The organism is Arthrobacter sp. OV608 (genome assembly GCA_900110595.1).
Lineage (GTDB): Bacteria > Actinomycetota > Actinomycetes > Actinomycetales > Micrococcaceae > Arthrobacter.
Map to the genome: position 1 here is coordinate 100,796 of FOEZ01000002.1, position 26,268 is coordinate 127,063.

General features: G+C 64.3%; 26 protein-coding genes. 13 read left to right on the forward strand and 13 right to left on the reverse strand.

Features of this window, described 5'->3' with window-relative positions:
- Positions 1–52: 52 nt before the first annotated feature.
- A complete protein-coding gene (locus tag BMX78_RS03245) occupies positions 53–853 on the reverse strand; it encodes a carbon-nitrogen hydrolase family protein (protein WP_091416311.1) in 801 nt (266 codons plus the stop codon).
- Positions 854–1,180: 327 nt separating this feature from the next.
- On the opposite strand from BMX78_RS03245, the gene BMX78_RS03250 reads away from it, so the two are divergent.
- Both BMX78_RS03250 and BMX78_RS03255 read left to right on the forward strand, forming a co-directional pair.
- Positions 1,181–1,777, forward strand: a complete 597-nt coding sequence (locus tag BMX78_RS03250) for a TasA family protein (RefSeq protein ID WP_091416313.1) — start codon at positions 1,181–1,183, stop codon at positions 1,775–1,777.
- A gap of 84 nt (positions 1,778–1,861) precedes the next feature.
- Complete coding sequence (locus BMX78_RS03255; RefSeq protein ID WP_091416316.1) at positions 1,862–2,518, forward strand: signal peptidase I; 657 nt, start codon at positions 1,862–1,864, stop codon at positions 2,516–2,518.
- Between the two features lie 447 nt (positions 2,519–2,965).
- Here the strand turns inward: BMX78_RS03255 and BMX78_RS03260 are convergent, their stop codons facing one another.
- From BMX78_RS03260 to BMX78_RS03270, 3 genes are all read right to left on the reverse strand, one after another.
- The gene (locus BMX78_RS03260) at positions 2,966–3,865 is read right to left on the reverse strand and encodes an LssY C-terminal domain-containing protein (protein WP_091416319.1); all 900 of its coding nucleotides are present in this window, start codon (positions 3,863–3,865) and stop codon (positions 2,966–2,968) included.
- A gap of 68 nt (positions 3,866–3,933) precedes the next feature.
- Positions 3,934–4,635, reverse strand: coding sequence for an esterase/lipase family protein (locus tag BMX78_RS03265; protein WP_091416320.1), 702 nt, complete (start codon positions 4,633–4,635; stop codon positions 3,934–3,936).
- Positions 4,636–4,728: 93 nt separating this feature from the next.
- A complete protein-coding gene (locus BMX78_RS03270; protein WP_091416324.1) occupies positions 4,729–5,946 on the reverse strand; it encodes an MFS transporter in 1,218 nt (405 codons plus the stop codon).
- Positions 5,947–6,080: 134 nt separating this feature from the next.
- On the opposite strand from BMX78_RS03270, the gene BMX78_RS03275 reads away from it, so the two are divergent.
- Together BMX78_RS03275 and BMX78_RS03280 are read left to right on the forward strand one after the other, a co-directional pair.
- Positions 6,081–6,422 (forward strand): hypothetical protein, encoded by a 342-nt coding sequence (locus tag BMX78_RS03275; protein ID WP_091416326.1) that lies wholly within the window; start codon positions 6,081–6,083, stop codon positions 6,420–6,422.
- A gap of 257 nt (positions 6,423–6,679) precedes the next feature.
- Positions 6,680–7,006, forward strand: a complete 327-nt coding sequence (locus BMX78_RS03280) for a hypothetical protein (protein WP_091416330.1) — start codon at positions 6,680–6,682, stop codon at positions 7,004–7,006.
- A gap of 150 nt (positions 7,007–7,156) precedes the next feature.
- Here the strand turns inward: BMX78_RS03280 and BMX78_RS03285 are convergent, their stop codons facing one another.
- The 6 genes from BMX78_RS03285 to BMX78_RS03310 all read right to left on the reverse strand — a co-directional run bounded on the left by BMX78_RS03285 (position 7,157) and on the right by BMX78_RS03310 (position 14,165).
- Positions 7,157–8,932: a sensor domain-containing protein gene (locus BMX78_RS03285; protein WP_091416333.1), complete on the reverse strand. Its 1,776-nt coding sequence runs from the start codon at positions 8,930–8,932 to the stop codon at positions 7,157–7,159.
- Entirely contained in the window at positions 8,929–9,765 is an 837-nt protein-coding gene (locus tag BMX78_RS03290; protein WP_091416336.1) for an alpha/beta fold hydrolase, read from the reverse strand. Before BMX78_RS03290 ends, BMX78_RS03285 begins: the two co-directional genes overlap by 4 nt.
- A gap of 112 nt (positions 9,766–9,877) precedes the next feature.
- Positions 9,878–11,338: a TrkH family potassium uptake protein gene (locus tag BMX78_RS03295; protein ID WP_353615420.1), complete on the reverse strand. Its 1,461-nt coding sequence runs from the start codon at positions 11,336–11,338 to the stop codon at positions 9,878–9,880.
- Complete coding sequence (locus BMX78_RS03300; RefSeq protein WP_091416338.1) at positions 11,335–13,317, reverse strand: APC family permease; 1,983 nt, start codon at positions 13,315–13,317, stop codon at positions 11,335–11,337. The genes BMX78_RS03295 and BMX78_RS03300 overlap by 4 nt, the downstream gene beginning before the upstream one ends.
- Positions 13,318–13,479: 162 nt before the next feature.
- A complete protein-coding gene (locus BMX78_RS03305; RefSeq protein ID WP_091416340.1) occupies positions 13,480–13,686 on the reverse strand; it encodes a helix-turn-helix domain-containing protein in 207 nt (68 codons plus the stop codon).
- Positions 13,686–14,165, reverse strand: coding sequence for a DUF2975 domain-containing protein (locus BMX78_RS03310; protein ID WP_091416343.1), 480 nt, complete (start codon positions 14,163–14,165; stop codon positions 13,686–13,688). Before BMX78_RS03310 ends, BMX78_RS03305 begins: the two co-directional genes overlap by 1 nt.
- Positions 14,166–14,407: 242 nt before the next feature.
- On the opposite strand from BMX78_RS03310, the gene BMX78_RS03315 reads away from it, so the two are divergent.
- From BMX78_RS03315 to BMX78_RS03355, 9 genes are all read left to right on the forward strand, one after another.
- Positions 14,408–15,685, forward strand: coding sequence for an ABC transporter substrate-binding protein (locus BMX78_RS03315; RefSeq protein WP_091416346.1), 1,278 nt, complete (start codon positions 14,408–14,410; stop codon positions 15,683–15,685).
- 67 nt (positions 15,686–15,752) lie between these two features.
- Positions 15,753–16,640, forward strand: coding sequence for a carbohydrate ABC transporter permease (locus tag BMX78_RS03320; protein WP_091416348.1), 888 nt, complete (start codon positions 15,753–15,755; stop codon positions 16,638–16,640).
- On the forward strand, positions 16,640–17,593 hold the full coding sequence (locus tag BMX78_RS03325; RefSeq protein WP_091416351.1) for a carbohydrate ABC transporter permease: 954 nt from the start codon (positions 16,640–16,642) through the stop codon (positions 17,591–17,593). Before BMX78_RS03320 ends, BMX78_RS03325 begins: the two co-directional genes overlap by 1 nt.
- 69 nt (positions 17,594–17,662) lie before the next feature.
- Positions 17,663–18,706 carry a LacI family DNA-binding transcriptional regulator gene (locus tag BMX78_RS03330; RefSeq protein ID WP_091416355.1) on the forward strand — a complete coding sequence of 348 codons (1,044 nt, stop codon included), beginning with the start codon at positions 17,663–17,665 and terminating at the stop codon, positions 18,704–18,706.
- A 64-nt stretch (positions 18,707–18,770) separates the two neighbouring features.
- Positions 18,771–20,354, forward strand: coding sequence for a glycoside hydrolase family 32 protein (locus BMX78_RS03335; protein ID WP_091416358.1), 1,584 nt, complete (start codon positions 18,771–18,773; stop codon positions 20,352–20,354).
- Between the two features lie 22 nt (positions 20,355–20,376).
- The gene (locus BMX78_RS03340; protein ID WP_091416361.1) at positions 20,377–21,717 is read left to right on the forward strand and encodes a right-handed parallel beta-helix repeat-containing protein; all 1,341 of its coding nucleotides are present in this window, start codon (positions 20,377–20,379) and stop codon (positions 21,715–21,717) included.
- A gap of 20 nt (positions 21,718–21,737) precedes the next feature.
- Positions 21,738–22,670: a carbohydrate kinase family protein gene (locus tag BMX78_RS03345; RefSeq protein ID WP_091416363.1), complete on the forward strand. Its 933-nt coding sequence runs from the start codon at positions 21,738–21,740 to the stop codon at positions 22,668–22,670.
- Positions 22,671–22,792: 122 nt separating this feature from the next.
- Positions 22,793–23,623: an oxidoreductase gene (locus BMX78_RS03350; protein ID WP_091416366.1), complete on the forward strand. Its 831-nt coding sequence runs from the start codon at positions 22,793–22,795 to the stop codon at positions 23,621–23,623.
- A 25-nt stretch (positions 23,624–23,648) separates the two neighbouring features.
- A complete protein-coding gene (locus BMX78_RS03355; RefSeq protein WP_091416369.1) occupies positions 23,649–24,506 on the forward strand; it encodes an aldo/keto reductase in 858 nt (285 codons plus the stop codon).
- Positions 24,507–24,538: 32 nt separating this feature from the next.
- Here BMX78_RS03355 and BMX78_RS03360 read toward each other — a convergent pair whose 3' ends face one another.
- The 3 genes from BMX78_RS03360 to BMX78_RS03370 form a co-directional block, all read right to left on the reverse strand.
- Positions 24,539–25,213, reverse strand: a complete 675-nt coding sequence (locus BMX78_RS03360; protein WP_091416372.1) for a DUF6766 family protein — start codon at positions 25,211–25,213, stop codon at positions 24,539–24,541.
- Between the two features lie 95 nt (positions 25,214–25,308).
- Positions 25,309–25,728 carry a hypothetical protein gene (locus BMX78_RS03365; protein WP_091416375.1) on the reverse strand — a complete coding sequence of 140 codons (420 nt, stop codon included), beginning with the start codon at positions 25,726–25,728 and terminating at the stop codon, positions 25,309–25,311.
- A gap of 1 nt (position 25,729) precedes the next feature.
- A complete protein-coding gene (locus BMX78_RS03370; protein ID WP_091416376.1) occupies positions 25,730–26,254 on the reverse strand; it encodes an HPP family protein in 525 nt (174 codons plus the stop codon).
- Between the last annotated feature and the right edge of the window lie 14 nt (positions 26,255–26,268).

Genomic DNA, 26,268 nt, shown 5'->3' on the forward strand with positions numbered 1-26,268 from the left:
ATGTTTCGCCAGTGTCAATTCCAAGTGTCAAGACGATCACACTTTTTGCGGTTCATTCCTCGTCTGCCGGGACCACCCGGAAACGGCGGTTCCGCAGGGAGGGCACACGGGTCCGGACGGCCGCGATCCGTTCGGGTTCAAGCTCCGCAAAGACCAGGCCCGGCGCCTCGCCGGCATTGGCGATCACCACCCCAAAGGGATCCACCACCATGGAATAGGCAGTGGCCAGCGGTCCGCACTGGTTTGCCGCCACCACATACGAGGTGTTCTCGATGGCACGGGCGCGCAGCAGGGTATAAAAGTGATCTTCTTTGCCCGGCCCGGCGATCCACATGGCAGGCAGCAGCAGGACGTTGGCTCCGGCGTCCACCAGGTAGCGGGCGCTCTCCGGAAACCTCAGGTCGTAGCAGGTGAGCATGCCCAGGCGCAGCTGGCCGTAGGAGAGCAGGGCGGGCACCCCGATGGATCCCTGGCTGGTGCCGTCACTTTCCCGGTAGCCGAAGGCGTCGTATAGATGGATTTTGCGGTACGTGCCCTGGATGGCGCCGGCGGCGTCGAGTGCCACCAGGGTGTTGAACGGCAGGCCGTCGGGATTGGCCTCGGTGGTGCCCACGACGACGGGCAGCCGCAGGTTCTTGGCGAGCGCTGCGATACCGCTGATAAAAGGGCCGTCCAGGGGCTCCGCCACAACGGCCAGGACGGTGGCTGGTTCCGCGCTGGCGTAGAGGCTGGACTCCGGAAGCACCAGGAGATCCGCGTTTCCCAGCGCCGCCGCCTCCATCAACTGCGCGATCTGCTGCAGGTTGTTCCGGGGTACCCGGCCGGCACTGAACTGCCCTGAGGCGATCCTCATGTCCGTCCTCCTGCCACCGGTAAAGGGCCCCCTCAACACAGACTGGCACACGCGGGTCCGCGGGAACAGTCCCTTCCTGTTTCCCCAGCCCAACCAGGTAGCCCGAAGTGCCGTTTTGACGATCCATAACGACTCTTAGCGGTACCTGCTTGGAGGAACAGCAGCTGACCTGCGGAAACGTCGATGAACTATTGACAGAACCTTGAGTGATTACCTGTGTGTAATTTGATTAAGCCCCTGAATAGTTGAACCTGTCAGGCCAAGAGAGCCTGGCTGAATCACCGGCCGGCCCTACTGGGGGGTGGGCCCGTCGCAAAGGACATTCCCATGGGCATCAGCATGAAGAGCACATCAGGCAAGATTCTCGCCTCCGTCGCACTCGTCGGTACTGCAGCCGCAGTCGCAGGCCTGGGCACTTACGGCGCGTTTACCTCCACAACGAACGCGAGCCAAGAAGTGAAGGCCGGCACGGTAGTTATCGAACTAGGAGGGACTGTCAACACACTCAGCAACTCTGTTTCCGGCCTGCTCCCTGGCGATTCCGTTGAAAAGTTTGTCACCCTGAGCAATACCGGCGACTCAGACTTCAATGCGGTGACGCTGACTACCACCGCCACCGCTGGCTCCCTGCTGACATCGGATGTCCAAAACGGCCTTCAGCTCACCATCGAGGCTTGCAGCACCGATTGGGTGACAGTTGCGAACGGTCCCGACACGTGCGCGGGGTCCAAGACAGTGGTAGCCACCACTCCCGTCCTCGGCACCAAGGTCCTTACGGCTCCGGCATCCCTTACGGCCACCAAGTCAGACCACTTGAAGATCACCACCTCACTACCCACCAGCGCCACTGACGCCTTCCAGGGCCTGACCAGCACGGTGAACTTCAAGTTCGACGCCACCCAGCGCACGGGCTCCGTCAAATAACCCCGCATTCTCCTGGCGGCGTTATGAAGCGGCGCCGCCAGGACATCTTCCCGCACTACCCGTCTCCCAAAGGGCCGTACCGCCATGAGCACACTGACTGATGTCCCTGCATCCAGCGCTGCAACTGCCCCCGAGCCGTCCCCGCATCGCAAACCCCCCCACCGTGATGCGGGGACTTCGGTGGAGACGTTGCGCACCACATCCGCTACCGTGAAGGCTGCCGCCCGCAGAATGGTCAGTATCCTCAGCAGTCTGTTGGTCGTCGTCGCCGTAGCAGGCTTTCTGCTCCTTGCCGTCGGTCCACGAGTCCTGGGCTACCAGACCTCAACGATGCTCACCGGGTCCATGGCTCCCCTGATCAATCCGGGCGACGTGGTAGTGACTGTACCCACGTCCGTTGCGGACATCCGGGTTGGCGATGTCATTACCTACCACATCCCTGTGGAGGATCAGCGCGTGGAGACCCATCGGGTCACCGAGGTCCTGGCAAACGCCGACGGTTCGATAGCTGTGCGCACAAAGGGTGACGCCAACGATGGCGTTGATCCTTGGACCGCCAGCTTCCAAGCTTCAAGGGTGGACAAGCAGGTCCTGACTATCCCGTTCGTGGGCCAGGCCATCCGCGCCCTTCGCCAACCACTTGTCCTGAACACCGTGATGTACGGGGCGCCAGGCGTCCTGCTAATCGGGCTGTTGACATCGATCTGGCGCAAGGATCCCAGGCCCGAATCCAATGATTAGGTTGCATAAGAGCCGCACCGCCAGAACGCTTGGCGTCGTCCTGTGCCTGGCGCTCGGAATATCAATTTCCCCCGCGGCCAACGCCGCTTTCAACGGAAGCGCAAAGGCAGCCGCGGGTTTGGCAACGGCTACGATTCCACCGGCAACCGCCTCGACTGTGGCAGTAACAGCAGTATGCGGCAGCAACAAGAGAGTGCTGACCCTGTCCGTGGCAGCGAAAGCCACCATAGCCTACGCCAACGAGTTGCAAGTCATCGTTTCCAGTGGTGGCGTTTCGTCCACGACCTATCAGGGACTGTCTGAAAGCTCTCGCACCTTTACCGCCCCGCAGGGTGGAAGTTCTGTTGCTTTCTCATACGAAATTCGCCCCCTTTACCGTCCGTCAGATTCCACCAATTTCTGGCGGAGCCCAATGCCATTGTCTGGAACGTACACCTGTTGAAAAGCTCAAAGACCCCTCCGCCGCAACCGCTCCGGCGGGTGCAGGTCGATGATCGGCAGGTGCCCGTCGGTGCGGATGGCGTCACCGCCGCCGTTGCGGTGGTGGTAGCCGCTGGAGTAGTTGAGGATGATGTGGATCGACTCCACGGCGTTGGCCGAGCGGAGCGTCTCGATGATGAAGTCCCGTTCCTCATCCGTGCGGTCGGCAATCTTGTGGGTGATCTGGAAAGTGAACAGTGACAGCCCCACGCTCCGGTCGTAGGTGCCGGCGCCCACCCAGTCCACGGCGAGTCCGCCCGGGAGCCGCCATCCGGGCGGGCATTTCCAGAACCGGACGTGGTGCCTCTTCCGCGGGTTTCCCTCGATTTCGCGCTGGAAGGCGAGGTCCTGCTTGTTGCCGAATACGTAGAGCGAACTGACCGGTGCGGCCGGATAGCTGCGCCCGAGGACCGTGGATGTGAGTGTGCGCCAGGCGGTGCCGGGTGTGATCGGATCAGCCTCCACCCAGCCTGCTGTCATCATGGCCTGGCGCAATTCCTCCCTGGGACCCACCACGGCGAGGTTCACGGGGTCGCCCAGGACGCCGTCGCCCGTCCTGGTCCGCCCGATGAAGTAGTCCGGAATGTACAGGCTGCTGAGGATCTTGTGCACGCGCGGCAACAGGGCGTAGGCCAGGATCAGCCAGACCGGCAGGAACACCCACGCCTGTTCCGGGCCGCGCGACAGGCGGGCGAGCAGGAAATAGTAGACCGCCCAGCCCACGGCGATGGTCACCACCAGGTACAGAAGCCGCTGCAGGACGGCCAGGACGGTGGCCCATCTGCTTTGCCGGCGGACCACGGGGCTGCTGGAACGTGAGTGGTCCGGCTCATCTGGAACAGCCCGCTGGGAGCCAGTGGACGTCACGACGCTTCTCCTTTCGGTCGCTCACCAACAGCCTAAAAGGTCCGGTGGGAAAGCCGGACGCCCGCGGACTAGGCCGGAAGGTTCAGCTGCTCCACGATGATCCGGGCCGTCTCCGGCTCGCCCAGAATCCGGAAGTGCCCGGCGGCGGGCAGCTCGATGTTGGTGGCGCCCGGCAGGACACTGCCCTCGGGGATGTGCGGGTCGAAGGGGCCGTAGATGGAGGTGATCCGGCTGTTTATGGTCTCCTCCCGTGCCAGCTGAAGCGTCAAGGCGTTGCGCGGGGAGAAGATCCGCAGGCTGGGCAGCAGCATGTAGCGGGCATAGCGGGAGCCGGAAAACGGCGTGCAGACGGCAATCATCCGCTCAATCCGGTGCTCGGGGTCCAGGTTCAGCATGGCGTACTTTCCGATCAGCCCGCCCTTGCTGTGCGCCACTATGGCAACATCACGCAGGCCCGCTTCCTCCAGGTGCTGGGCCACCATGCGTGCGGCGGCGGGAACATCCAGCTTGTTCCGCTGCAGCACCGTCACCACGTGGACCGGGTGGCCGGCATCATGGATGGACCGGATGAGCGGCATCATGAACTGCCAGTTTTCGTACACGCCCGGAATAATCAGCACGGGACTGAGGTGGCCTTTATGGAAGGAACCCGGCTGCACCCGGGACACCGCGCCCTGGACCTGGCAGATGGCGGCATAGACGTAGTCCTGCAGCCACCACACGGCCTTCTGCAGGCCACTGCCACGGACGGGCATCCCCGTTTCACTCATCTGTCGAGGATAGCGCCCGCACCCCGTTGCCCTATCACTTTTGGTCCCCAACCGGGCGGTTTGGGCACCAAAAGTGATGGCTCAAGTGGAGGGTCAGTAGTTCCGGCGGTGCTTCAAGCGGGGAATCACGACGGCGAACACGGCCGCCGCCGCGAAGCCCAGGATGCCGGTGGCTGAGATCCCCGCGCCCAGGGAGGCCAGGGCCGTCACCCCGGAGAGGAGAACCGGCCCGCCCGTGGACCCGGCGTCCGCCATGAACCGCCACAGCCCCAGGAACTGCCCGCGCCCGCGGTCCGGCGAGAAATCAGCCCCCAACGTCATCACCAGTCCGGAGCTGATCCCGTTCCCGAACCCGATCAGCAGCGCCGCGAGCAGCAGCCCGGTAAAGGACCCGGTCAGCGGAATCAGCAGCAGGGCCAGTCCCATCAGCAGCGTGGACGGAACGGCCACAAACTGCCGGCCCTTCCGGTCCATCAGCTTCCCGGCCGGATAAAACACCAGCATGTCGATGGCCCCGGACAGACCGTAGATCAACGAGGCGGAACTGGCATCCATGCCCAGGTGGTCCGCCCACAGCGGGATCACCACCTGGCGTGAGGAGCGCAGCGCACTCAGCAGCAGGATGCCCGCACCCACGCTCAGGAACACCTTCGCGTGGGACACAGCGACGTTACGGAGGGTGGGCTCCGGACCCTTGTGCCCGCCGTCGGACGTTCCAGAAAGCTCCAGGTCCGGGATGGTGAGGGACAGCAAGGCAGCCGCCGCCATGGCCACCACCCCTACCCAGTACGCACCACCGATGCCCGAGAACTGCATCACCCCGGCGCCCAGGAACGGCCCGATGAACACACCGATCCGGTTCACTCCGCCCAGTGTGGACAACGCCCGCGCCCGGAACTCCACCGGAACGGCCTCGGCGAGGTACTTCTGCCGTGCCAGCCCGAACACGGCGCCGGACATCCCGACGACGGCCATCGCCACCGCAAGCAGCCACAGTCCGTTGGGGATCAGCGAGGACAGCCCGGCGGCGGCCAGGGCCAGGCCGGCAGCCACCGCGGCGCCCACAATGGCCCAGCGTTCGCCGAACTTCAGCGTCACCAAGGAGGCGGGCAGGTTGAAGAACCACGAGCCCAGTCCGATCAGCGTGACGATCAGCGCCGCGAGGGCCACCGAAGCGCCAAGCCCGCGGGCGGTCAGCGCCACCACCGGAAGGATGGCGCCCTGCCCGATCCCAAAAAGCAGCGTGGGGCCGAAAGCGGCCACGGCGATACCGCGCAAGGTAAAGGGCTGTGGGTCATCCGGGGAAGTCATCAGATTTATCCTAGGGCGGGCGGCAGCAGGGGCCAGAAAGACGCCGGTTTGGGGGTCACAAAACCCTTGCAAAGGACTAGCGTTTGCCTTATGGGTGCTGATCCGCGCCCACAACCAAAGGGGAGGTTCATTTCATGGGTGAAGTGTGGATCCGTACGCTCGGCAACGGGTTGGTCCGGGCAGACTATGTCACCGAAATTTCATCCACCCGCGGGTCCCTTCATGAGGACCAGGGTTTTTCGCTGAAGGTCATCGTGGACGGCAAAGGCCATGTCCTGATTGATGACAGCGACCTGCAGGGCGGCCTGGCCGAGCGGCTCGAATACGCCCGGCACGTTGAAGACGCCCTGCTGCTCGCCATGGACGAAGCGCGGGAAATCGACGCCGCGGTGGTGATTTCCTACGAGCCGGAGCGCGAGCGCTGGTCATCGGCCCCGGTGTCAGTAATAACGGGAAGGCTTCCGGAGGTGGTCTGACCTTCTGCTTGGCAGCATCTGGCGGAGAAGTACGACGTCGGCCGGCGGCACGGGTGCTGCCGGCCGCTGTTCAGGAAAAGGCGAGCGTGCTTGTTTTTGCGGCCGCTGGCGTCACAACATCAGCATCCACATTCGGTGTAATAAATACGTAACTGTTGCGTGGATCACATTCACCCCCTACTCTGATTGAGGCTTAAGAAACAGGCCAATGCAAGAAGCTGCAGCGTCGCAGCCAATGCCGGGGAAGGCTTTACATTTTGAACTCCAAGCTCAACATCGTTGTCCGTGTAGATCTCGACCACGCGAAAGCACTGGTGATTGCAAAGGGGCACATCACCGTGCACAGCGTGAATGCGCTTTATGTTGTGGCCAAGCGCGCCAATTCCATCAGACAGGGTTTGTACCTGGAGTTGGATATCTCCCATGCCGTGGTGGATGACGAGGCACTGGAGCAACTGCAGGCGTGCTCCCAGACCCATCACCTGCCGGCACTTATTGATCCGTACCAGAAGCCGTGCGATATCAGTGTCCTGGCACCGCGACGGCAACATACCCCCTCGCGGCCGGAACTGCTCGCCGCATAAGGCTTTATGGCCAAGGCACCCGCAGCGCCCCCTGATCGGGCCAGTGGTGCCGGCCGCACACTTTCTTCTCTCCTTAGACTTTCCACCGACTGGAAGTGCAGCCGTATCCGAATAGACGGGTAGCCGCACTCCCAGTCCGGTGGAAACCTTTTATGCGATGGCGGGTTCGCCGTCACCGTGGGCGTCCAGCCACTCCTTCAGGGCCGGGGCAGGCAGCGGGCGGGCAAAGTGGTAGCCCTGCGCAAGGTCGCAGCCCATCGCCCTCAGCGTCTGGACCTGCCCTGACGTCTCCACGCCTTCGGCAACCGCCCGGATGCCCACCGCATGGGCCAGATCAATGCAGCTGCCCACGATCGCCGAGTCTCCGGAGTCCGAACCCAGCCCGTTGATAAAGGACCTGTCGATCTTCAGTTCGTCGATGGGGAACTTCTTCAGGTACGTCAGGCTTGAGTAGCCCGTACCAAAATCGTCCACGGCGAGGTTGACACCGAGATTCCTCAGGGCTGTCAGCGACTCAAGTGCCGCGTCAGGGTCCGCCATCAGGGCCGTTTCGGTGATTTCCAGCAGCAGGTGTGACGGATCAATGTCCCGTAGCTGCAGTGCGCCTTCCACCATCGTCACCAGCTCCGGGTCGCTGAGCTGCCGGGCGGACAGGTTGACGGCGAACTCAAGGCCCGCGCCGCCGCGGCCTTCCCGGCGCCAGCTGTCCGCCTGCCGGAGGGTTTCGCCCAGGACCCAGGCTCCCAGCGGACGCACCAGCCCGGATTCTTCAGCCATGGTGATGAATTCCGACGGCGGCAACAGTCCGCGGGTTGGGTGTTGCCACCGGACCAGCGCCTCCACTCCAATGGTCCGCCCGGTGCGCAGGTCCACGCGCGGCTGGTAATGGACGCGGAGCGCACCCTCGTTGATTCCCCGCCGGAGTTCGCCCAGCGCGCGGAGCCGGTCCACCGTGGGATCAGACGCCGCGGGTTCATGCAGTTCCCAGCGGCTGCGCCCCAGTTCCTTGGCCCGGTACATCGCGATATCCGCGCGGCGAACCAGCTCTTCAAGGCCTTCCCCCTCCCCCTGGGCGGCAGCTACTCCAATGCTGGCGGAGGTGACTATTTCCAGGTCCTCGATCTGGATGGGCGTACTGAGGATCTCCAGCAGTTCCGCCGCGAGGGCAGTGGCTTCCCCGGGGCCGGTGAACGGGCCCACCACCACAAACTCGTCCCCGGAAAGCCGGGCCACAGCACTTGCATCCGGAGCTGCTTTTGCCAGGCGCTCCGCAACGGAGACCAGCAGCTCATCCCCCGCCGAATGGCCCAGGCTGTCATTAACGGCCTTGAAGTGGTCGAGGTCGATGAACAGGACGGCCAGCCGGCCGCTGCCCTGGGCGCCAGTTCCTGGAACCGCGTCCAGCTTGGCCTTCAGTCCAGCCCTGTTGGGCAGGCCGGTCAGCGCGTCATGCAGGGCGAGCCGCTGCAGTTCCTTTTCAGCCTCCGCCCGGCGGGCTTCGGATTCCTCGGCAGCCCGCACTGCCGATACCAGTTCCTTTTCATACATCCGGCGTTCGTGGGCGCTGAAAACGATCACCCGGACGATGGCGGGCTGCCCTCCGGAGCCCGGAGACCGTGACGCCGAGAGCAACGCAGCCCGGCGGCCGCCGTCGGCGTGGATGATTTCAACAGCTATTTCGGAAACAGAGCCGTTGATGCCAAGTTGCGGGATGCAGTGCGTGGAATAGAGGATCTGGTCCCCCACGGGCATCAGGGACTGCAACGTGGATCCGACCAGACGGTGGCGGGTGTAACCCGACCAGCGCACGAACGTGTCGTTGACCGCGGTGATGTGTCCGGCGTCGTCGGTGATCAGGTATCCGCAGGGCGCCTGGTGGAACAGCGCTTCAAAATCGGCCCGGTCCGGCTCGTCGGAACCTGTCACGTACTGGCCGATAGATAGTCCAGGATGGCCCGGGCGGTGTCTTCCGGTGCACTGACGTGCGGGCAGTGGCCGGTGGCCTGGAGCTGCACCAGCGTGCTTCGTTCCAGATGCTCGTGGACATAGGAACCCACCTCCGGCGGCGCAAGCAGGTCATCGGAGCATTGCAGGATCAGGCTGTCAGTCCCCACCTGCTCCAGCATGGGCCTGGTGTCCGAGAGGAAGGTGACCCGCGCGAAATGCCGGGCTATGGAAGGATTGGTCCGGCAGAAACTGCTCCGGAGTTCCTCCGAAAGCTCCGGCGCCTCCGGGTGGCCCATGGCCATCGGTGCCAGCGCCTCAGCCCAGGCGAAGTAGTTGCTGTCCAGCGAAGCAAGCAGGCCTTCAATGTCCTCCTGCGAGAACCCGCCCACGTAACCATCGGCTAAGTCATTGATGTAGCGCGGGGAAGGTGCCACCAGGACCAGCCGGGAGAACCGCTGCGGCTCCCGCGCGGCAGCGATCACCGCAACCATCGCGCTGACGCTGTGCGCCACCAGGATGACGTCTTCCAGCTCCAGGGCATCGCAGATTTCCAGGAGGTCCGCCGCGTAACCGTCCAGCGACGCGTACTTGTCGCGGTCGTAGGCGTCCACGTCCGAGCGGCCCGCGCCCACGTTGTCAAAGAGCACCAGCCGATAGGTGTCGCTGAAGTAGGGCAGGAGCCGGCGCCACATGTCCTGGTCGCAGCCGTAGCCGTGGGCAAACAGCATCACCGGCCCGTCCGCCTGCCCGGATATGGTGACGTTGTTCCGCCGGATAACGGGCGAAACTGCTGAAGTGACTGTTTCGACCATGCCGCACCGGCTTCCAGAGGTAATAAGTAGGGTTACTTCGTGTTGCCTCAGATACTAATCGCGGCAAGGCGGGGAATCCTAGGACTGGCTCCGGCTTGATGGAATCTTTCCCTCAGCCGATGATGGGGCGTTCCTCGGGGAGGCGGTACAGGCGCGGCCGTGCCGAGAGGGCCAGGGCGGACGCCACCGTCACGGTGCCGATGCGGCCCGTGAACATCAGCGCCATCAGCACCCATTCCGCGGACGGGGGAAGGTTGTAGGTGATACCAGTGCTCATTCCCACGGTGCCGAACGCCGAGATGGACTCGAACAGCACCTTCTCCAGGCTGTAGTCGGTGAAGATGAGCAGCAGCATGGTTCCGATCACCACGGCGGCGACCCCCAGCAGTGCCACGGACAAGGCCTGGCGCTGGGAAGAGGAACTAACGGACCGGTGGGCGATAGTCACCTGGTCACGGCCCCGGACCTCGTTCCAGATGGCGAAGCCCAGCACCAAAAAGGTGGTGATCTTGATGCCGCCGGCGGTGCCGGCGCTGCCGCCGCCGATGAACATCAGGATGTTGGTGACCATCAGCGTTTCCGGGGCTGCGGCGCCGTAGTCGATGCTGTTGAAGCCGGCAGTACGGGGAAAGACGCTGCCGGCGAAGGAACCGAGGATCTTGCCGGTGAGGGAGAGCGGGCCGAGGGTTTCGTTCCGGTTCCACTCAAACGCCGCGAACAGCGCCATGCCGGCGATCAGGAGGAACAGCGTTCCATAGATGGTCAGGCGCAGGTGGACAGTCCAGTTCCGGGGTTTGGTCTCGCCGCGGGTGAGCTGGATGATCACCGGGAACCCCAGCCCGCCGGCAATGATGGCCAGGCAGATGGGGGTGATGATCCACGGGTCCTCGGCGAAGCCGATGAGGTTGTTGCTGTAGACCGAGAAGCCGGCGTTATTGAAGGCGGAGATGGCGTGGAAGATCCCGTGCCAGAGGGCAGTTCCGGGGTTCTGGTCGTAGGCGATCCAGAACCGCGCTGTGAGGATCGCGGCCGTTGCGGCCTCGAAGGTCGACATGATTTTCGCTACCCGCAGCAGCACTGCCCGGACGTCGCCAAGGTTCAGGGTGTGGGTTTCCGTCTGGGCCACGAGCTGGCCGCGCAGGCCGATGCTCTTGCGGACCAGCAGCGCCAGGAGGGTGGCCAGCGTCATGATGCCAAAGCCGCCCACCTGGATGAGCGCCAGGATGACCACGTGCCCGAACGGGGTCCAGAATGTTGCCGTATCCACGGTGACCAGGCCCGTGACGCACACGGCCGATACCGAGGTGAACAGGGAGTCCAGAAACGCATCAGCGTCGGGATCGGTTCGTGAGGCCGGAAGCATCAGCAGTGCCGCGCCGATGAGGATGACCATCAGGAAGGCAACGGGAACAGCCCTGACCGGGTGGGTCATGATCCTGCGAACGACGTTTGCCTTCCGGCCCTCCCTTTCGTTTTTGGCGTCCCGCAGCATCTTTTGGACGGCGGCCACGCTGGCGGGGTCGGGACCCGGTTTGGCAGGTTCCGACGGCGGGAGGCTCCTTCGGAGGCTCATCCCACGTGGATGCCCGGCCGCCGGGCCGGGTCCGGTTCGTTCTCGCGGATGATTTCCCGGACCACAGGCGCAGTGTCGCCGCGGCCCAGGAGCAGGTAGCGCATGAGGTGGGCCAAGGGGTTCCCTTCAGACCATTCAAAGTAGGCGTGCGGCTTGACGCCCGTGCCGTCGCGCAGGGCCAGGAGGATGGCTGCGATGGCGTTGGGGGCGGCAGGGCTCTGGGCGCGCAGGACCCGGTGGCCGGCCACTTCAACCCCGTGGACCTGCAACGTGTCGCTGAACTCGGACGGATCCGTGATGTCGATTTCCAGGAATATGACATCGGCCGTCCCGGGCACGGGGTTGTTCTCCCGCTGCACTGCTTCCTTGTCCGCGTACTCAGCGGCGTCACGCCCCTGCGGCCGGTTGGCAATGAGGTTGATCCGGCCGTCGTAATCCAGGGTGTCGCTGATGAACCGGCGCGCATCGTCGTCGAACTCGATCCTGTCCACCCGCAGCTCGGTGGTGCGGCTGATGCGGGAGACAAGGGAGACGGCCACAATGCCCAGGATGAAGAACCCGGAGATGGCCAGGCCGTCCGGTTTTTCAATGACGTTGGCCGCCAGTGCGTAGAGCATCACCAGGGTGAGCAGGGTGAAGCCTACGGCGGCGGCCCGCTGTTTGCGGCGGATGGCGGAGATGGTGACGGCGATGGCGCCGGAGACCATCATGGCCAGGATGCCGGTGGCGTAGGCGCCGGCCTGGGCGTTCACGTCGGCATTGAAGCCGATGGTGATCAGGATGCTGATGGCGGTGTAGACGAGCACCACGGGACGGACGGCGCGGGACCAGTCCGGGGCCATGCCGTAGGAGGGCAGGTAGCGGGGGACGATGTTGATCAGGCCGGCCATCGCGGAGGCGCCGGCGAACCACAGGATGAGGATGCTGCTCACGTCATAGACGGACCCGAATCCGTTGCCGAGATGCTCGTGGGCCAGGTACGCCAGGGCGCGGCCGTTGGCCTGTCCCCCGGCCTGGAACTCCTCGGCCGGGATCAGGACGGTGGTGACGAAGCTGCTTCCCAGCAGGTAGACGCTCATGATGAGTGCCGCCGTCGTGAGCAGCCTGCGCGTGTTGCGCACCCGGCTGGCCAGCTTTTCCTCAGGGGTGGCGCCTTTGGAGGACACCAGGGGCATCATGCTGACGCCGGTCTCGAAGCCGGAGAGTCCCAGGACCAGCAGCGGGAAGGCCATCAGGGCCGGACCCACGATTCCGCCCGGTCCGCCGCCGGAGGAGGCCAGGGCGTCGGTCCACGTTCCAAGCGCGCCCGGAGTTGCGAGAACCTCGGTAATGCCGGCCCCGATGATGATCGCGTTCATCACCAGGAACACGGCCACCAATGGAATTGCGACGGCGACGGCTTCGGAAAAGCCCATCAGGAAAACGGCGCCGAGCACCAGGAGGAAGAAGACGGTAATGCCTACCGCCTGGCCTTCCAGGAAGGGCGGCAGGTACGGGTTCTCGAGCAGGTGCACGGTGGCGTCGGCCGCCGAGAGGGTGATGGTGATGATCCACGAGGTGGCAACGAAGCCCAGCAGGACCAGCACAAAAACTTTGCCGCGCCAGAAGGGCAGGAGCCGTTCGAGCATGGCCACCGATCCCTGCCCGTGCGGGCTTTCCTTGGCCACCCGCCGGTACATGGGGAGCATACCCAGGAGCGTCAGGGCCACGATGAGCATGGTGGCCAGCGGCGAGAGGGCGCCGGCGGCGAGCGCTGCGATGCCCGGCAGGTAGGACAGGGTGGAGAAGTAGTCCACGCCGGTGAGGCACATGACCTTCCACCAGCTCTGCTGTGCGGCGTGGGCTTCATTGGCCTCGGGGCCGACGGGCTGGCTGACCCGGTGTTCCAGCAGCCACTTGGCTAATGCGCTCCGCGGTTCGGTTTCAAGCTCCGGGTTGGGAACGATGGCGGGAAGGGAAGACCGGGCGGAAGCCGTCAAGGACGTGTCTTTCTTTGGTGCCCGTTACGGGCGCAAGTTCCCCGGTTCCAGGCGCGACGCTGTGCTGATAACTAACGGAGCCTAGCACCGGGCCTCGCGCCTCCCGCCCGGAATTCCGGGGATCTTAACGCTTTCTTAACGCCTGCCGTAGCCGGACGTCCGTCAGTCCTCCACGAACTCCAGCAGGTCGCCCGGTTGGCAGTTCAGGACGCGGCACATGGCCTCCAGCGTGCTGAAGCGGACGGCCTTCGCGCGTCCGTTTTTGAGCACCGCCACGTTGGCGGGCGTCAGGCCCACGCGCTCGGCGAACTCCCCCACGCTCATCTTCTGCCGGGCCAGTTCGACGTCGATGCGCACCACGATGGGCATCAGATCACCGCTTCCATATCCGAGCGGAGGTCCGCGGCCTGCCGGAGCAGGGCGCGGAGCACCACCACCACCAGCCCGACGGCGGCCCCGGCCGCCAGCATCAGGATCAGCAGGAGCGGCACGCCCGGGTCATCGGCATTGAGGACCACAATGGCGGAGAACACCGCCAGCATGGTCCAGCCCGCCGCGATGGCCCACATAATTGCATCCACCCAGACAGACGCCCGCGTACTGAAGATCTGGTCGCGCTTGACCATGGTGAGCAGCTTCCAGGTGCTGACGATCACTACCTGGACGCACGCCACCTCAAGGATGGCGAAGATCGTGAGCGGCCACTGCAGGTAGGCCCGTTCCGGGTTTTCCGCTGCCATGTGGGCGAACTGGCCCGGCAGGGACATCACTTGGAGCAGGACCAGAAGGAGGAAAGCCCCCACGAGGACGATCCGGAGGGCAATGACTGCCAGGTGATTGATCTTCATGCATCGAGTTTCAGCTATTAACTATCGAAAGTCAATCGAACCCAGCCGCCGGCCGTTGCGAGGGCGTTAATTCGGCATCATTCTGCCGGTTTTCTGAAAAAACGATTTGTCCTAAACGAAGGTGACTCTTGACACGTCCCCGAAACGCGTCTTATGGTGTTGCCAAGTCGTTTTAGCAAAACGATTTTTCACCCCAAGCATTGTCTCGCCATTTCCGTTCGAGAGAAAGTGAGTCGACAGCGATGTCCACTCGAAAGACCATCAACAGGTTCGTCACCATCGGCGGCGTCTGCACCGCCGTGGCACTGGCAGCCACCGGGTGCGGCGCGGGGGGCCCGTCCACCACGGGTAGCGCCGGCACCAGCACCGTCAACGTCCTGGTGGAGGCAGGCGGCCACGCCGAACTGACCGGCGTCGCCGAACAGTGCAAAAAGGACGCCGGAGTCAACGTCAACTTCGTCGAACTGCCCTACGACGGCATGTTCAACCGCCTCTCCAGCGAGTTCTCCTCCGGCAACGTCTCCTTCGACGTCGCAGCCCTGGACTCGGTCTGGCTGCCCAGCTTTAAGGACGCCGTCCAGCCCATCGACGAGATCTTCACCGATGAAGCCAAGAAGGACATCTTCCCGGCCCTGGTCAAGGAAGCGAATGTGGACGGGCACTTTATCGGCCTGCCTGCCTGGACCAACGCCGAGATCATCCTTTACCGCAAGGACCTTTTCGAGGACGCCAAGAACAAGGCGGATTTCCAGGCCAAGTACGGCTATGAGCTCGCCGCGCCCACCACCTGGAAGCAGTACCAGGACATCGCCGAATTCTTCACCAAGGACGGTATGTACGGCACCGACGTCAAGGGCGGCGTAGAAACCGAATGGCTCGCCCACGTCCTGCAGGCCGGCTCCCCCATGGTCCTGGACGGGGACAAGGTGGTCATCGACAACGCCGCACACAAGGAAGCCCTGGACTTCTACGTCAGCCTGGTCAAGTCCGCCCCATCCGGCGCCGCCCAGGTGGACTGGGCCGCCGCGCAGAACCTGTTCAACCAGGGCAAGACCGCGATGACCCGCTTCTGGGCCCATGCCTACCGGCAGATCCCCAAGGATTCACCGGTGGCCGGCAAGGTGGGCACCGCTCCGATGATCGCCGGGTCCGCCGGCATTGGCGGAGTCCCGGGGCCCTGGTACCTCACTGTCCCCAAGGCCACCAAGAACACGGACGCCGCCAAAAAGTTCATCAAGTGCGCCTATGACAACAACAGCATGGGCATCGAGTCCAGCCTCGGCCTGGCGTCCCGCATCTCAGCCTTCGAGAAGTACCAGGACAAAGCAGGCTACGAGAGCTTTGGTCCGCTGATTGAAACCCTCAACGGCAAGGCCACGGCCACCCGCCCGGCCACCGAAAAGTGGCAGCAGATCGTGGATACCGTCCTGGTTCCGATGCTGCAGAAGGCCGTGGCCGGCGGTGACTCCGCCACCCTCCTCGCAGATGCCAAGAAGCAGATCGAGGACCTCGTCAAGTAAGACCCCCGCGGCCGGCACCTGGGTAGCCGGTGCCGGCCGCGGCCCCCAACCAGCGGAAGAGAAAACCGTGCGCATCTCCGATCGCCGCTTCGCATTGTTCCTGATGACACCAGCGGCGCTGTTCCTGGCAGTGTTTGTCGCGTTCCCGTTGTTCCGCCTCGTTGCGGACAGCTTCTTCAAGATCTCACCGATTGCCGGCGGTCCCCGCGACTTCGTGGGCCTGGACAACTACTTCCGGGCCTTCGCCTCCGAAGCCTTCACCGGCGCGGGGTGGCGGACCCTGGGCTACACCGTCATCGTGGTCACCCTCGAATTCGCCCTCGGCCTGGGCATGGCCCTGCTGTTCACCACCCTTGGGCGCAGCTCCCAAATCTGGCGGACAGTGTTCATGTACCCGCTGATGATCGCCCCGATCGTGGCAGGGCTCCTCTGGAAGTTCCTGATGATCGATAACTTCGGCCTCATCGGAACCCTCCTGCACCAGGCCGGCATCCTGTCCAACCCCAACCAGATCGGCTGGCTCTCGGACCCGAACATCGTGCTCTACTCCGTGGCCATTCCGGATATCTGGCTGACCACGTCCTTTATGTGCCTGGTGCTCTTCGCCGGCCTGCAGAACATCCCGGGTGACCTGATCGAGGCGGCCCGCCTCGACGGTGCCCGCGCACCGGCCCTGCTGTTCCGCATCATCCTGCCCCTCCTGCGCCCGGTCATCGCCGTCGCGCTGGTGGTCCGCGGCATTGATGCGGCCCGGGCCTTCGACACCATCCTCATCCAGACCAACGGCGGCCCGCAGTCCGCCTCCGAAACCATGAGCCTGCTGATCTACCGGACCATGATCCGCTTCGGCGATCCCGGGCTGGCCAGTGCCATGGGCACCCTCTACCTGCTGGCCATGCTCGCCGTCGCGTTTGTTGCGGTGTCCACCATCTGGCGGCCAGGAAAGGACAGCTGATGCGCGTCGCCGAGCGAATTAAGAACGACGCCGGGAAGTCACCTGCAGCGGTGGCGGGACCTTCCGCCCCAACCACCGGAAGCGGCAGCGGCCGCAAGCGCCGGGGCGTCAACCGTGAGGGCCTGGAAGCAGGCCGCCGGAGCACCAGGACCCTGCTCTGGGTGCTTCTGGCAGCAGCCATGGTGCTCTACGGATTCCCGTTCCTGTACCTGCTCTTCACATCCTTCAAGACCCCCATCGATACCATCGCGGTGCCGCCCACCATCCTGCCGAAGGAATGGACGCTGGAGAACTACGCCAACGCCCTGGGCCGCAGCGGTGTAGTGGCCTCCTTCATCAACAGCATCCAGACGGCCATCATCAGCACCCTGCTGTCACTGGTGCTGGCGGTACCCGCGGCTTACGGCATCACCAGGTACCAGACCCTCAGCGGCCGGATCTTCATCATGGCCGCACTGGTTACCCGCATGGTGCCGCCGGTGGCCATCGGCATTCCGCTGGCCTCGATGATGGCGTCCATGGGCCTGGCCGATACGCCCATCGCACTGTCCATCGCCCACACCACAATCTCGCTGCCGCTCTCCATCTGGCTGATGTCCAGCTTCTTCGAAGCGGTGCCCAGGGACCTGGAGGAATCGGCCACCGTGGACGGTTGCAGCAGGCTCGGAGCCCTGTGGCGGGTGGTGATCCCGGTGGTGTCCGGCGGCATTGCCGTCACCGCGATCTTTGCCTTCCTCGCCTCCTGGAACGAGTTCCTGTTCGCACTGCTGATGACGGCGATCCGCTCCCAGACAACGCCGGTGGTGATTGCGAACTTCCAGACCCAGTTCGGCCTGGACTGGGGATCCATGACCGCGCTGGCCGCCGTGTACTCCATCCCGGTCATCCTGCTGACCCTGCTTTTGCAGCGCAAGATCGTCGCAGGCATGACGCTCGGCGCGGTCAAGGGCTAGACCACCAATAACCAGTAGCCTACTGATGACGCCCAGGGGCATCACCGACCATAAGGACGTGGGAGACAGATGAGCAACAAGAACATCGGGATCAAGGACGTGGCCACCGCCGCCGGCGTGTCCGTCACAACTGTCTCCCACGTCCTCAATGAAGTGGCCTATGCCCGGATCAGCCCCGAAACCAGGGACAAGGTCCGGTCCGCCGCGGAACAACTGGGATACGGCCCAAACCGCCTGGCCCAGGCTCTCCGCACCCAGAGGACAGGCATGCTGGGCCTGGTGAGCGAAGACATTGCCACCACCCCCCACGCCGGCCGGATCATCCTGGGCGCCGAGGAGGCTGCCAAAGCACGCGGATACAACCTCATGATCATCAACACCTCCGGCTCAGCCAGCCTCGAATCCCGGCGGGACGATGTGGAAGCCCTCCTGGAACGGCGGGTCGACGGCATCCTCTACGCCACCATGTACCACCGCATCGTGGAGCTGCCGGCCAATCTCGGCAGCGTTCCCTCCGTCCTGGTGGACTCGGTGGCCGCCGGCGGAAACATCACCGCCGTCATCCCGGATGAGGAAGGCGGTGCCCGCACCGCCGTGGAAGCATTGCTCGCTGCCGGGCACCGGCGGATCGGCTTCCTCAACAACACCGACGATGTCCCCGCCACCCGCCAGCGGCTCCATGCCTTCCGGACCACGCTGAAGGAAGCAGGGCTCGACGGCGAAGCGGCACCCGTGGAGTCGGAGGTGTCCGAGGTGCACGGCGGCTATGCGGCGGCCCGCCGGATGCTGTCCCGGGATGACCGGCCTACCGCATTGTTCTGCTACAACGACCGGATGGCCATGGGCGCCTACCGCGCGGCTGCGGAACTGGGTCTCTCCATCCCCGGCGATCTCTCGGTGGTGGGCTTCGATGACCAGGAGCTGATCGCCGCCAACCTCCACCCCGGCCTCACCACTGTGGCCCTCCCGCACTACGAGATGGGTGCCTGGGCCACCGAGCACCTGATTGACGCCGTTGAAGGCAAGACCGACCTTTCCCTCATGGCACTTCACCCGACCATTCTCAGCTGCCCGCTGGTGGGCCGCGATTCCATCACGGCTCCCCGGCAATAGGCAGCCAGCCCCTTCCGTTTACCACTTCCCACAACTTCCCACTTCCGCAAGAGGAACGCCAGACATGACCAGTTACCTTCATGCCGCACGCCCGGACACAGCCCCGGCCGGGACCGCCGGGTACCGGCCTGCCATCCACTTCACGGCAAGGGATACCTGGCTGAACGATCCCAACGGCCTCGTTTACCACGACGGCGTGTACCACCTCTTCTTCCAGAACAACCCATTCGGCAACGTTTGGGGCAACATGTCCTGGGGCCACGCCACTTCCCATGATTTGCTGCACTGGACCGAGCATCCTGTGGCCATTGCCTGCGACGAGACAGAGGACATCTTTTCCGGAAGCGTTGTGGTGGACCACGGCAACACGTCCGGTTTCGGCACGGCGGACGCACCTGCCCTCGTAGCCATCTACACCAGTGCCTTCAAAGCCGCCTCGGAATACAGTGGCACCCAGGCCCAGTCCCTGGCTTACAGCACAGACGCGGGAATGACGTGGCAGAAGTACGCCGCCAACCCAGTCCTCACCCGCAACTCAGCGCACTTCCGCGATCCCAAAGTGTTCCGCTATCAAGGGCGCGATGGCGGGTTCTGGGTGATGGTCGCCGTCGAAGCACAGCACCAAACGGTGGTCTTCTACCGGTCGGAAGACCTCAAGTCCTGGGAGTTCCTCAGCGACTTCGGCCCGGCCAACGCCGACCAAGGCGAATGGGAATGCCCTGACCTCTTTCCCCTGGCAGTGGACGGCGACCCGGACAACATCAAGTGGGTCCTGATCGTGAACGTCAACCCCGGCGCGGTGGCCGGCGGGTCCGGCGGCCAGTACTTTGTGGGCGATTTCGACGGCGTCCACTTCACCCCGGATCCCGGTTCCGTGGTGGCGCCGGCAGGACTGGCGGCCATCGGCGACGCCACGGCGGCCGGTGCAGCCTTGCAGGAATGCCTCTGGCTGGACTGGGGACGCGACTGCTACGCCTCCGTATCTTTCAGCAACGCCCCGGATGACCGGCGCATCATCATCGGCTGGATGAACAACTGGGACTACGCCAACCAGCTGCCCACCGCGCCCTGGCGGTCCTCAATGACCATTGCCCGGGAATTGCGCCTCACCACCGTCAACGGTGCAGCCCGCCTGATCCAGCAACCGTTGCTGGCCGGCCCCGGCACCGGAAACGAGGTTCCTGCTGCCAGGGACCAACTGGCCCCGGATGCCTTTGACCTGCGGGATTCGGACCTCCGATTGCCAGCGGCCGTACCGGGCAGCGCGCACATCATCGAGGCGGAAATCCTGCCGGGAAGCACCGGGCAGGTGGCCTTCCATCTCTTCGCAACTGATGACGGAAGCACGGGGACCGTGCTCAGTTACAACGCCGCCACCGCCCAACTCGCCCTGGACCGCAGGCAGTCCGGCAACACGGGCTTCCACGAGAAGTTTCCTTCCGTGGAGTCGGCCCCGCTGGTCCTTGAGGACGGCGTGCTCAAGCTGCAGATCGTCGTCGACCATTGCTCGGTGGAGGTCTTTGCCCAAGGCGGCAAGGTGGTCCTGACTGATCTCGTCTTCCCCCCAACCGGCAGCCAGGAAAACTGGCTATCGGCTGAGGGAGGCGCAGCGGCAATACTGAAACTCGCGGTCTCATCACTCGCCTAACCGCAACCCAAGGGGAAAAACCATGTCAAGCAACAACTACTACGACGTGACCACGTGGCCGGTCGGCAATGCATCCAAAGACGTCGGTGAAGTCATCAACAGCATCATCGCTGACATCAAGGACCGGCAGTCCGCCACCGATGAGAACAACGGAGGAAAGCCGGGCGCGGTGATCTACCTTCCGCCCGGCGACTACCACCTCCGAACCCAGGTGGTGATCGACATCAGCTTTCTTCAGATCCAGGGCTCGGGACACGGCTTTACGTCCTCGAGCATCCGGTTCAACGTTCCCGAGGACGAATGGCCCGGCCTTCATGAGCTGTGGCCGGGCGGCAGCCGCGTTATCGTCGACCTTCCCAGGGGCGCGGACACCGAGGAAGCCAAGGGAGCGGCCTTCTACGTTGAGCGCACCGGTAGCCCTCGGATCAGCTCGGTGGAGTTCTCCAACTTCTGCATCGACGGGCTGCACTTCGAGGCCGATGGCTCAGGGATGCATCCGGAGAACACCTACGTCAACGGCAAGACAGGCATCTTTGTCGCCAACGAGAATGACTCATTCCGCGTCAACGGCATGGGCTTCGTCTACCTTGAAAACGCCCTCACCATCTACAACGCGGATGCACTTTCCGTGCACGACAACTTCATCGCCGAATGCGGCAGCTGCATCGAGCTGCGCGGGTGGGGGCAGGCATCAAAGATCACCGACAACCTGGTGGGAGCGGGCTTCAAAGGCCATTCGATCTACGCCGAGAACCATGGCGGGCTCCTGATCACCGCGAACAACGTCTTCCCCCGCGGGGCGAGCAGCATCCACCTGGCCGGCGTCACGCGGTCAAGCATCACCAACAACCGCCTGCACTCGTTCTACCCCGGGATGCTGATTCTCGCAGCGGACAGTTCGGAGAATCTCGTGGCCACAAACCACTTCCTGCGTGACCATGAACCCTGGACGCCCTTCGTGGGAGTGGGCAACGGACTGGATGACCTTTACGGGCTCCTCAGCGTCACCGGCAGCAACAACTCAGTGATCGGCAACCACTTTTCCCACATCATTGATGCAGAGACCATCCAACCGGCCGGTGCCACGCCGGTAATTGTCCGGCTGGTGGCGGGGGCCGGAAACTTCGTCTCCAACAACCACGCGGTGGCGATGGACGTCCACGCCACATCAAGCGACTCCTGCTTCTCCGCGCAAGTGGACGCCCTGCTGACCACCGAGGCTTCGAAAGTCCTTGCCGTTACGGCGGTCGCGGTGGATCCCGCATCCGCGCGGAATACCATCCTGGATTCCGGAAGCGAGGCCCAGATCGTTGCGGACAGGGCCGTGAACGCCATCAGGGCCACACCCGCCATCGGCTCCTGACCAACAACGAAAGGTACACCATGCCCACAACGCAGCAGCCCAAATCCATAGATGTGGTGGTGGTCGGCGAAGCCTTGGTGGACATCGTCGTCTCCCCCGCCGGCACCGTGGAGCACCCGGGCGGATCACCCGCGAACGTGGCCTACGGACTGGGACGACTCGGCGTCGGCACCGCATTGCTGACTTCCCTCGGCGACGACCCCCACGGCCAGGCGATCGAGCAGCACCTCTCGAGTGCCGGCGTCGACCTCCTGCCCGGCTCCCGGGGCGGCGGCCGGACGGCGACGGCAACGGCCGTGCTCGCCTCCGATGGCTCGGCCAGCTATGACTTCGACGTCCGCTGGGAGCTGCCACGCACCGTTCCCGCGGCGCTGCCCAAAATCCTCCACACAGGCTCCATCGCAACGTTCCTGGCACCGGGAGCGGCTGCAGTACGGGACCTCCTGGAACAAGCACACGAGCGATGCCTGGTGACGTACGATCCGAACATCCGCCCCGCCTTGCTCGGCAGCCAGGCGGAGGCACAGCGCATTTTCGAGGACCTGGTCCCCCTCACCGACGTGGTCAAACTCAGCGATGAGGACGCGCGGTGGCTCTACCCCGGGCTGCCGGTGGAAGACGCCGCCCAGCGCATCCTTGAACTCGGCACCGGACTCGTGGCCGTCACCCTGGGAGCAGACGGATCCCTGCTGGCAGCGTCAGGAACGCGGCTGGCCATTCAGCCGGTCAGCTCGGCCGTCGCCGACACCATCGGCGCCGGCGATTCCTATATGGCGGCCCTGATCTACGGCCTCCTGATGCGCGGAACCGACGGGCTCACCCCGGCAGTGCTGGAGTCGCTGGGCCGCCTCGCCTCGAAAGCCGCCGCTATCACGGTCCGCCGCCCAGGGGCCAACCCGCCCACGCTGGCGGAACTGCAGGGGGAGCTACCCGAGTTCCAGCCCGTCCCATAAATCCATGCGGTGTGAAGGGTGTACCGGCAGTACCTGTCCAGGACGCGCAAATTGGGGTTACCTAGTGGTTGGACCTGGATGCAGGCCCAAAGTCCCATCCACACAACGAAGAGGAACCACCGATGGCTACCTGGCTCATTACCGGCTGCTCCACAGGACTCGGCCGGGCACTGGCCCAAGCGGTGCTCGCCCACGGGCACAACGCCGTCGTCACAGCCCGGAACCCTGCCACCGTGCAGGACCTGGCCGACGCCTTCCCGGACACCGCACTTGCCCTGCCCCTCGACGTCACGGACCGCCCCGGAATCAGCTCGGTGGTGGAAGAGGCGAAGCAGCGCTTCGGCGGCGTGGACGTCCTGGTCAACAACGCCGGCTACGGGTACCGGGCCGCCGTGGAAGAAGCGGACGACGCCGATGTGCGGCAATTGTTCGACACAAACGTTTTCGGCGCTGTTGACATGATCAAAGCGGTCCTTCCGGACATGCGCGGGCGCAGGTCCGGGTCCATTGTGAACATCTCCTCGATCGGAGCCCGCATCACCCCCGCCGGGTCCGGCTACTACTCGGCAACGAAAGCTGCATTGGAGGGCATCTCCGGCTCGCTCCGCAGGGAGGTGGAACCGCTGGGCATCAACGTCACCGTCATTGAACCTGGCGCCTTCCGCACCGACTTCGCCGGGCGCTCACTGACCCAGTCCGCCTCGCCCATCGGTGACTACGCGGAAACGGCCGGGAAGCGGCGCAAGGAGAACGACACCATGGACGGAAACCAGCCGGGCGACCCGGCCAAGGCCGCCGAAGCAATCCTGGCCATCGTTCAGAGCCCCAGCCCGCCGTCTCTCGCGGTGCTTGGCGAGGACGCCTTCGGCGCCTTTGCCGCAGTAGCCGAGGCTCAGCGCGCGGAACTTGACCAGTGGCGGGACCTCAGCCTCAGCACCGGCCTGGACCACTGAGAACCAAGAACCGACGAAGGAAACCATGGACAACGTAACCCTCAACAACGGCGTCGAAATGCCCATCCTGGGCTTTGGCGTCTATCAGATTCCGCCGGAGGAAACCCAGGCCGCCGTCGAAGCCGCCCTCGAAGCCGGTTACCGGCACCTGGACACCGCCGCAGCCTACGGCAACGAGGAGGCGTTGGGTGCCGCTGTCAGGGCAAGCGGCATCGCGCGGGACGAACTCTTCATCACCACCAAGCTCTGGGTCCAGCACGCGCCCGCCGGCAGCGTGGAGGAGGACAGCCGCCGGGCTTTCGAGAACTCCCTCACCCGGCTTGGACTGGACTACGTGGACCTGTATCTGATCCACCAGCCGCTCGGAGACTACTACAGCGAATGGCGGGCCATGCAGAACCTCAACAAGGAAGGCCTGGCCCGGGCGATCGGGGTCTCGAACTTCCACTCTGACCGGCTGGTGGACCTCATCGACCACAACGAAATCGTGCCCGCCGTCAACCAGATCGAGACCCACCCCTTCCACCAGCGCAGCGCCGAGCAGGACCTCATGCGGGAACGCGGCGTCCAGATCGAGTCCTGGGGCCCGTTCGCCGAAGGCCGCAACAACCTCTTCACCGACCCCCTGCTCAGCGAAATCGCCCAGGCACACGGAAAATCCGTGGCGCAGGTGGTGCTCCGCTGGCTCATCCAGCGCAGCGTCGTGGTCATTCCCAAGTCCGTGCGCCCCGAGCGCATGGCAGAGAACTTCGAGGTATTCGACTTCGCCCTGAGCGACGAGCAAATGGGCAAGATCGCCAGCCTGGACACCGACGAAAGCCTCTTCTTCGACCACCGCGACCCCGCAATGGTGAGCCGGCTGGGCGGACACAGGGTGGACTGATCGCACGCCCTCCGCCGGCGTGAGAGGCCCGCCTAGCCCGTTGAGGCGGTGTCGTCGTGGGCAGCGCCCACGGGCTTGGACTCGGGTGAGCCGCGCTGGCGGAGGTAGATGGACAGGACCACCATGGAGCCGACGGCGAGGAATTCCGACTGCCAGTTCTGCAAGGTGCGGTTCCAGAACTCTGCAGACGTCACATACTCGGTCCAGGTCACGGGCTGCTGGAAGTTGCTGATCTGCTCTTCGTTGTAGGCGCTGGTGCCGGCAAGGGACTGGACCAGCCAGCACAGGACAAAGATCAGCCCCATCGTTGTCCCCAGCGAATTCGAAAAGACCGTGCGGCGCCAGCCGCTGGCCCTGGCCCAGGCCGGCGATTTCGGGTTGCTGTACTCCCCCACCAGCTGGTCCTTGTCGGATTCGATTCCGGTCTGGTCCACTTCCTTTGATTCGGGTGATCCTTTTTGCACCAGCCAGATGGTGGCAAGGATGTAGAGCAGGAACTGCAGGTACTCGGACTGCCAGTTTTCCGAGACGTCCACGGCGAAATTGGATGAGGTCAGGTACTGGCCCAGGCTTATTTCCTCAAGCCCGTTCGCAACCTGTTCCTGGTTGAACAGGGCATGGCCGGTCAGCCCTTGTCCCAGCAGGGCCAGGAGGAAGATCAGCCCGAAGAAGAGGCTCAGTCCGTTGTTCCTGAGTGCTTTTTTCACTGCTTCCTCCTATCCGTGGACTAGTCCGACGACAGCCATGTAGGCCAGTCCGCCGAAAATCAGGATCAGGTACAGGGCAAAGCTCCACCGCATGACTACTTGCCTCCCACTTCGCAGGTATAGGGCGCGTCACCGTTCGGCGTGCACCCGGCTGCCGTAATCTTCCAGCCGCCCTCAGCGGCAGCCAGGAAGACTGCGTCGTTCTCGAATTCCACGAAAGCGCCCCGTCCGTATACTTCGGTGCGCGTCACTGTTCCGGGTTCCTGGACATGCAGGTTCCTCAGGTGGTCCTCGCAGCTGCTCTCCTGCTCCCGGGCAGTCTTCTCGCGTGTATCGGACGCCAGCATGGAGCAGGCTGCGGACCATTCGGAGCCCGACAGGGCCTGGTGGAACTCCCGGGCGGCATCAGCAGCAGCCGTTCCTTCCGGGGCACAGCCTGTCAGGGCCAGCAGGGCCGCGATCCCCACCAGGGCCATAACGCACAGGCGGCGCTTTCTCTTCGTCAGCGGGACCATGTCAGCCTTCTTCCTTCCCGGGACGCACTCCAAAAAGGAGGTTCAGCCCCCAGCCCACTACGGTGATGAGCACGATGGCTCCGGCCATGGACGCCAGTTCCGCCGGAGCGGTCAGGATGCCCAGGCTCACGATCAGGGTGGTTGCCCCTGCCGGTGGGTGCGGGGTCTTGAGCAGTGTCAGCACCAGTGTGGTCAGCGCCACCGATAGTGCGCCGGCCAGCAGGTAAGCCGGGGTGAGTCCGCCCACCGGGGCCGGCGGGCTGTCTTGTAATTGGAAGGCGTAGAGCATAGCGACGCCGGCCAGCAGGCCAACGGCGTGGCCAATCAGCGCGTTGGCCGGCCGCGAGGCCTGCTGGGACGGGGACTCGAAAAACAGCATCACCGTAGGTCCGAGGCTGGGGAAAAGCCAGGGCTGGTGGAGCACCAGTCCTGCTGCGCCGGCGGCAGCCAGCACCACCAGGGACAGCGCGGCCGCATACAGTGCGGCTGCGGGGCGGCTTTGGGTCAGCCGTGACGCGTCGGGCACTGGGCGCCTCCTCT

What these genes read in the sequence shown, in the direction of transcription:
- BMX78_RS03275 (WP_091416326.1), top strand. Translation starts at nt 6,081, where the DNA reads ATGGGTGAAGTGTGGATCCGTACGCTCGGCAACGGGTTGGTCCGGGCA.
- BMX78_RS03265 (WP_091416320.1), bottom strand. Translation starts at nt 4,635, where the DNA reads ATGAGTGAAACGGGGATGCCCGTCCGTGGCAGTGGCCTGCAGAAGGCC.
- BMX78_RS03315 (WP_091416346.1), top strand. Translation starts at nt 14,408, where the DNA reads ATGTCCACTCGAAAGACCATCAACAGGTTCGTCACCATCGGCGGCGTC.
- BMX78_RS03255 (WP_091416316.1), top strand. Translation starts at nt 1,862, where the DNA reads ATGAGCACACTGACTGATGTCCCTGCATCCAGCGCTGCAACTGCCCCC.
- BMX78_RS03250 (WP_091416313.1), top strand. Translation starts at nt 1,181, where the DNA reads ATGGGCATCAGCATGAAGAGCACATCAGGCAAGATTCTCGCCTCCGTC.
- BMX78_RS03355 (WP_091416369.1), top strand. Translation starts at nt 23,649, where the DNA reads ATGGACAACGTAACCCTCAACAACGGCGTCGAAATGCCCATCCTGGGC.
- BMX78_RS03365 (WP_091416375.1), bottom strand. Translation starts at nt 25,728, where the DNA reads ATGGTCCCGCTGACGAAGAGAAAGCGCCGCCTGTGCGTTATGGCCCTG.
- BMX78_RS03305 (WP_091416340.1), bottom strand. Translation starts at nt 13,686, where the DNA reads ATGCCCATCGTGGTGCGCATCGACGTCGAACTGGCCCGGCAGAAGATG.
- BMX78_RS03325 (WP_091416351.1), top strand. Translation starts at nt 16,640, where the DNA reads ATGCGCGTCGCCGAGCGAATTAAGAACGACGCCGGGAAGTCACCTGCA.
- BMX78_RS03245 (WP_091416311.1), bottom strand. Translation starts at nt 853, where the DNA reads ATGAGGATCGCCTCAGGGCAGTTCAGTGCCGGCCGGGTACCCCGGAAC.
- BMX78_RS03270 (WP_091416324.1), bottom strand. Translation starts at nt 5,946, where the DNA reads ATGACTTCCCCGGATGACCCACAGCCCTTTACCTTGCGCGGTATCGCC.
- BMX78_RS03345 (WP_091416363.1), top strand. Translation starts at nt 21,738, where the DNA reads ATGCCCACAACGCAGCAGCCCAAATCCATAGATGTGGTGGTGGTCGGC.
- BMX78_RS03330 (WP_091416355.1), top strand. Translation starts at nt 17,663, where the DNA reads ATGAGCAACAAGAACATCGGGATCAAGGACGTGGCCACCGCCGCCGGC.
- BMX78_RS03340 (WP_091416361.1), top strand. Translation starts at nt 20,377, where the DNA reads ATGTCAAGCAACAACTACTACGACGTGACCACGTGGCCGGTCGGCAAT.
- BMX78_RS03310 (WP_091416343.1), bottom strand. Translation starts at nt 14,165, where the DNA reads ATGAAGATCAATCACCTGGCAGTCATTGCCCTCCGGATCGTCCTCGTG.
- BMX78_RS03335 (WP_091416358.1), top strand. Translation starts at nt 18,771, where the DNA reads ATGACCAGTTACCTTCATGCCGCACGCCCGGACACAGCCCCGGCCGGG.
- BMX78_RS03295 (WP_353615420.1), bottom strand. Translation starts at nt 11,338, where the DNA reads ATGAGCCTCCGAAGGAGCCTCCCGCCGTCGGAACCTGCCAAACCGGGT.
- BMX78_RS03350 (WP_091416366.1), top strand. Translation starts at nt 22,793, where the DNA reads ATGGCTACCTGGCTCATTACCGGCTGCTCCACAGGACTCGGCCGGGCA.
- BMX78_RS03290 (WP_091416336.1), bottom strand. Translation starts at nt 9,765, where the DNA reads ATGGTCGAAACAGTCACTTCAGCAGTTTCGCCCGTTATCCGGCGGAAC.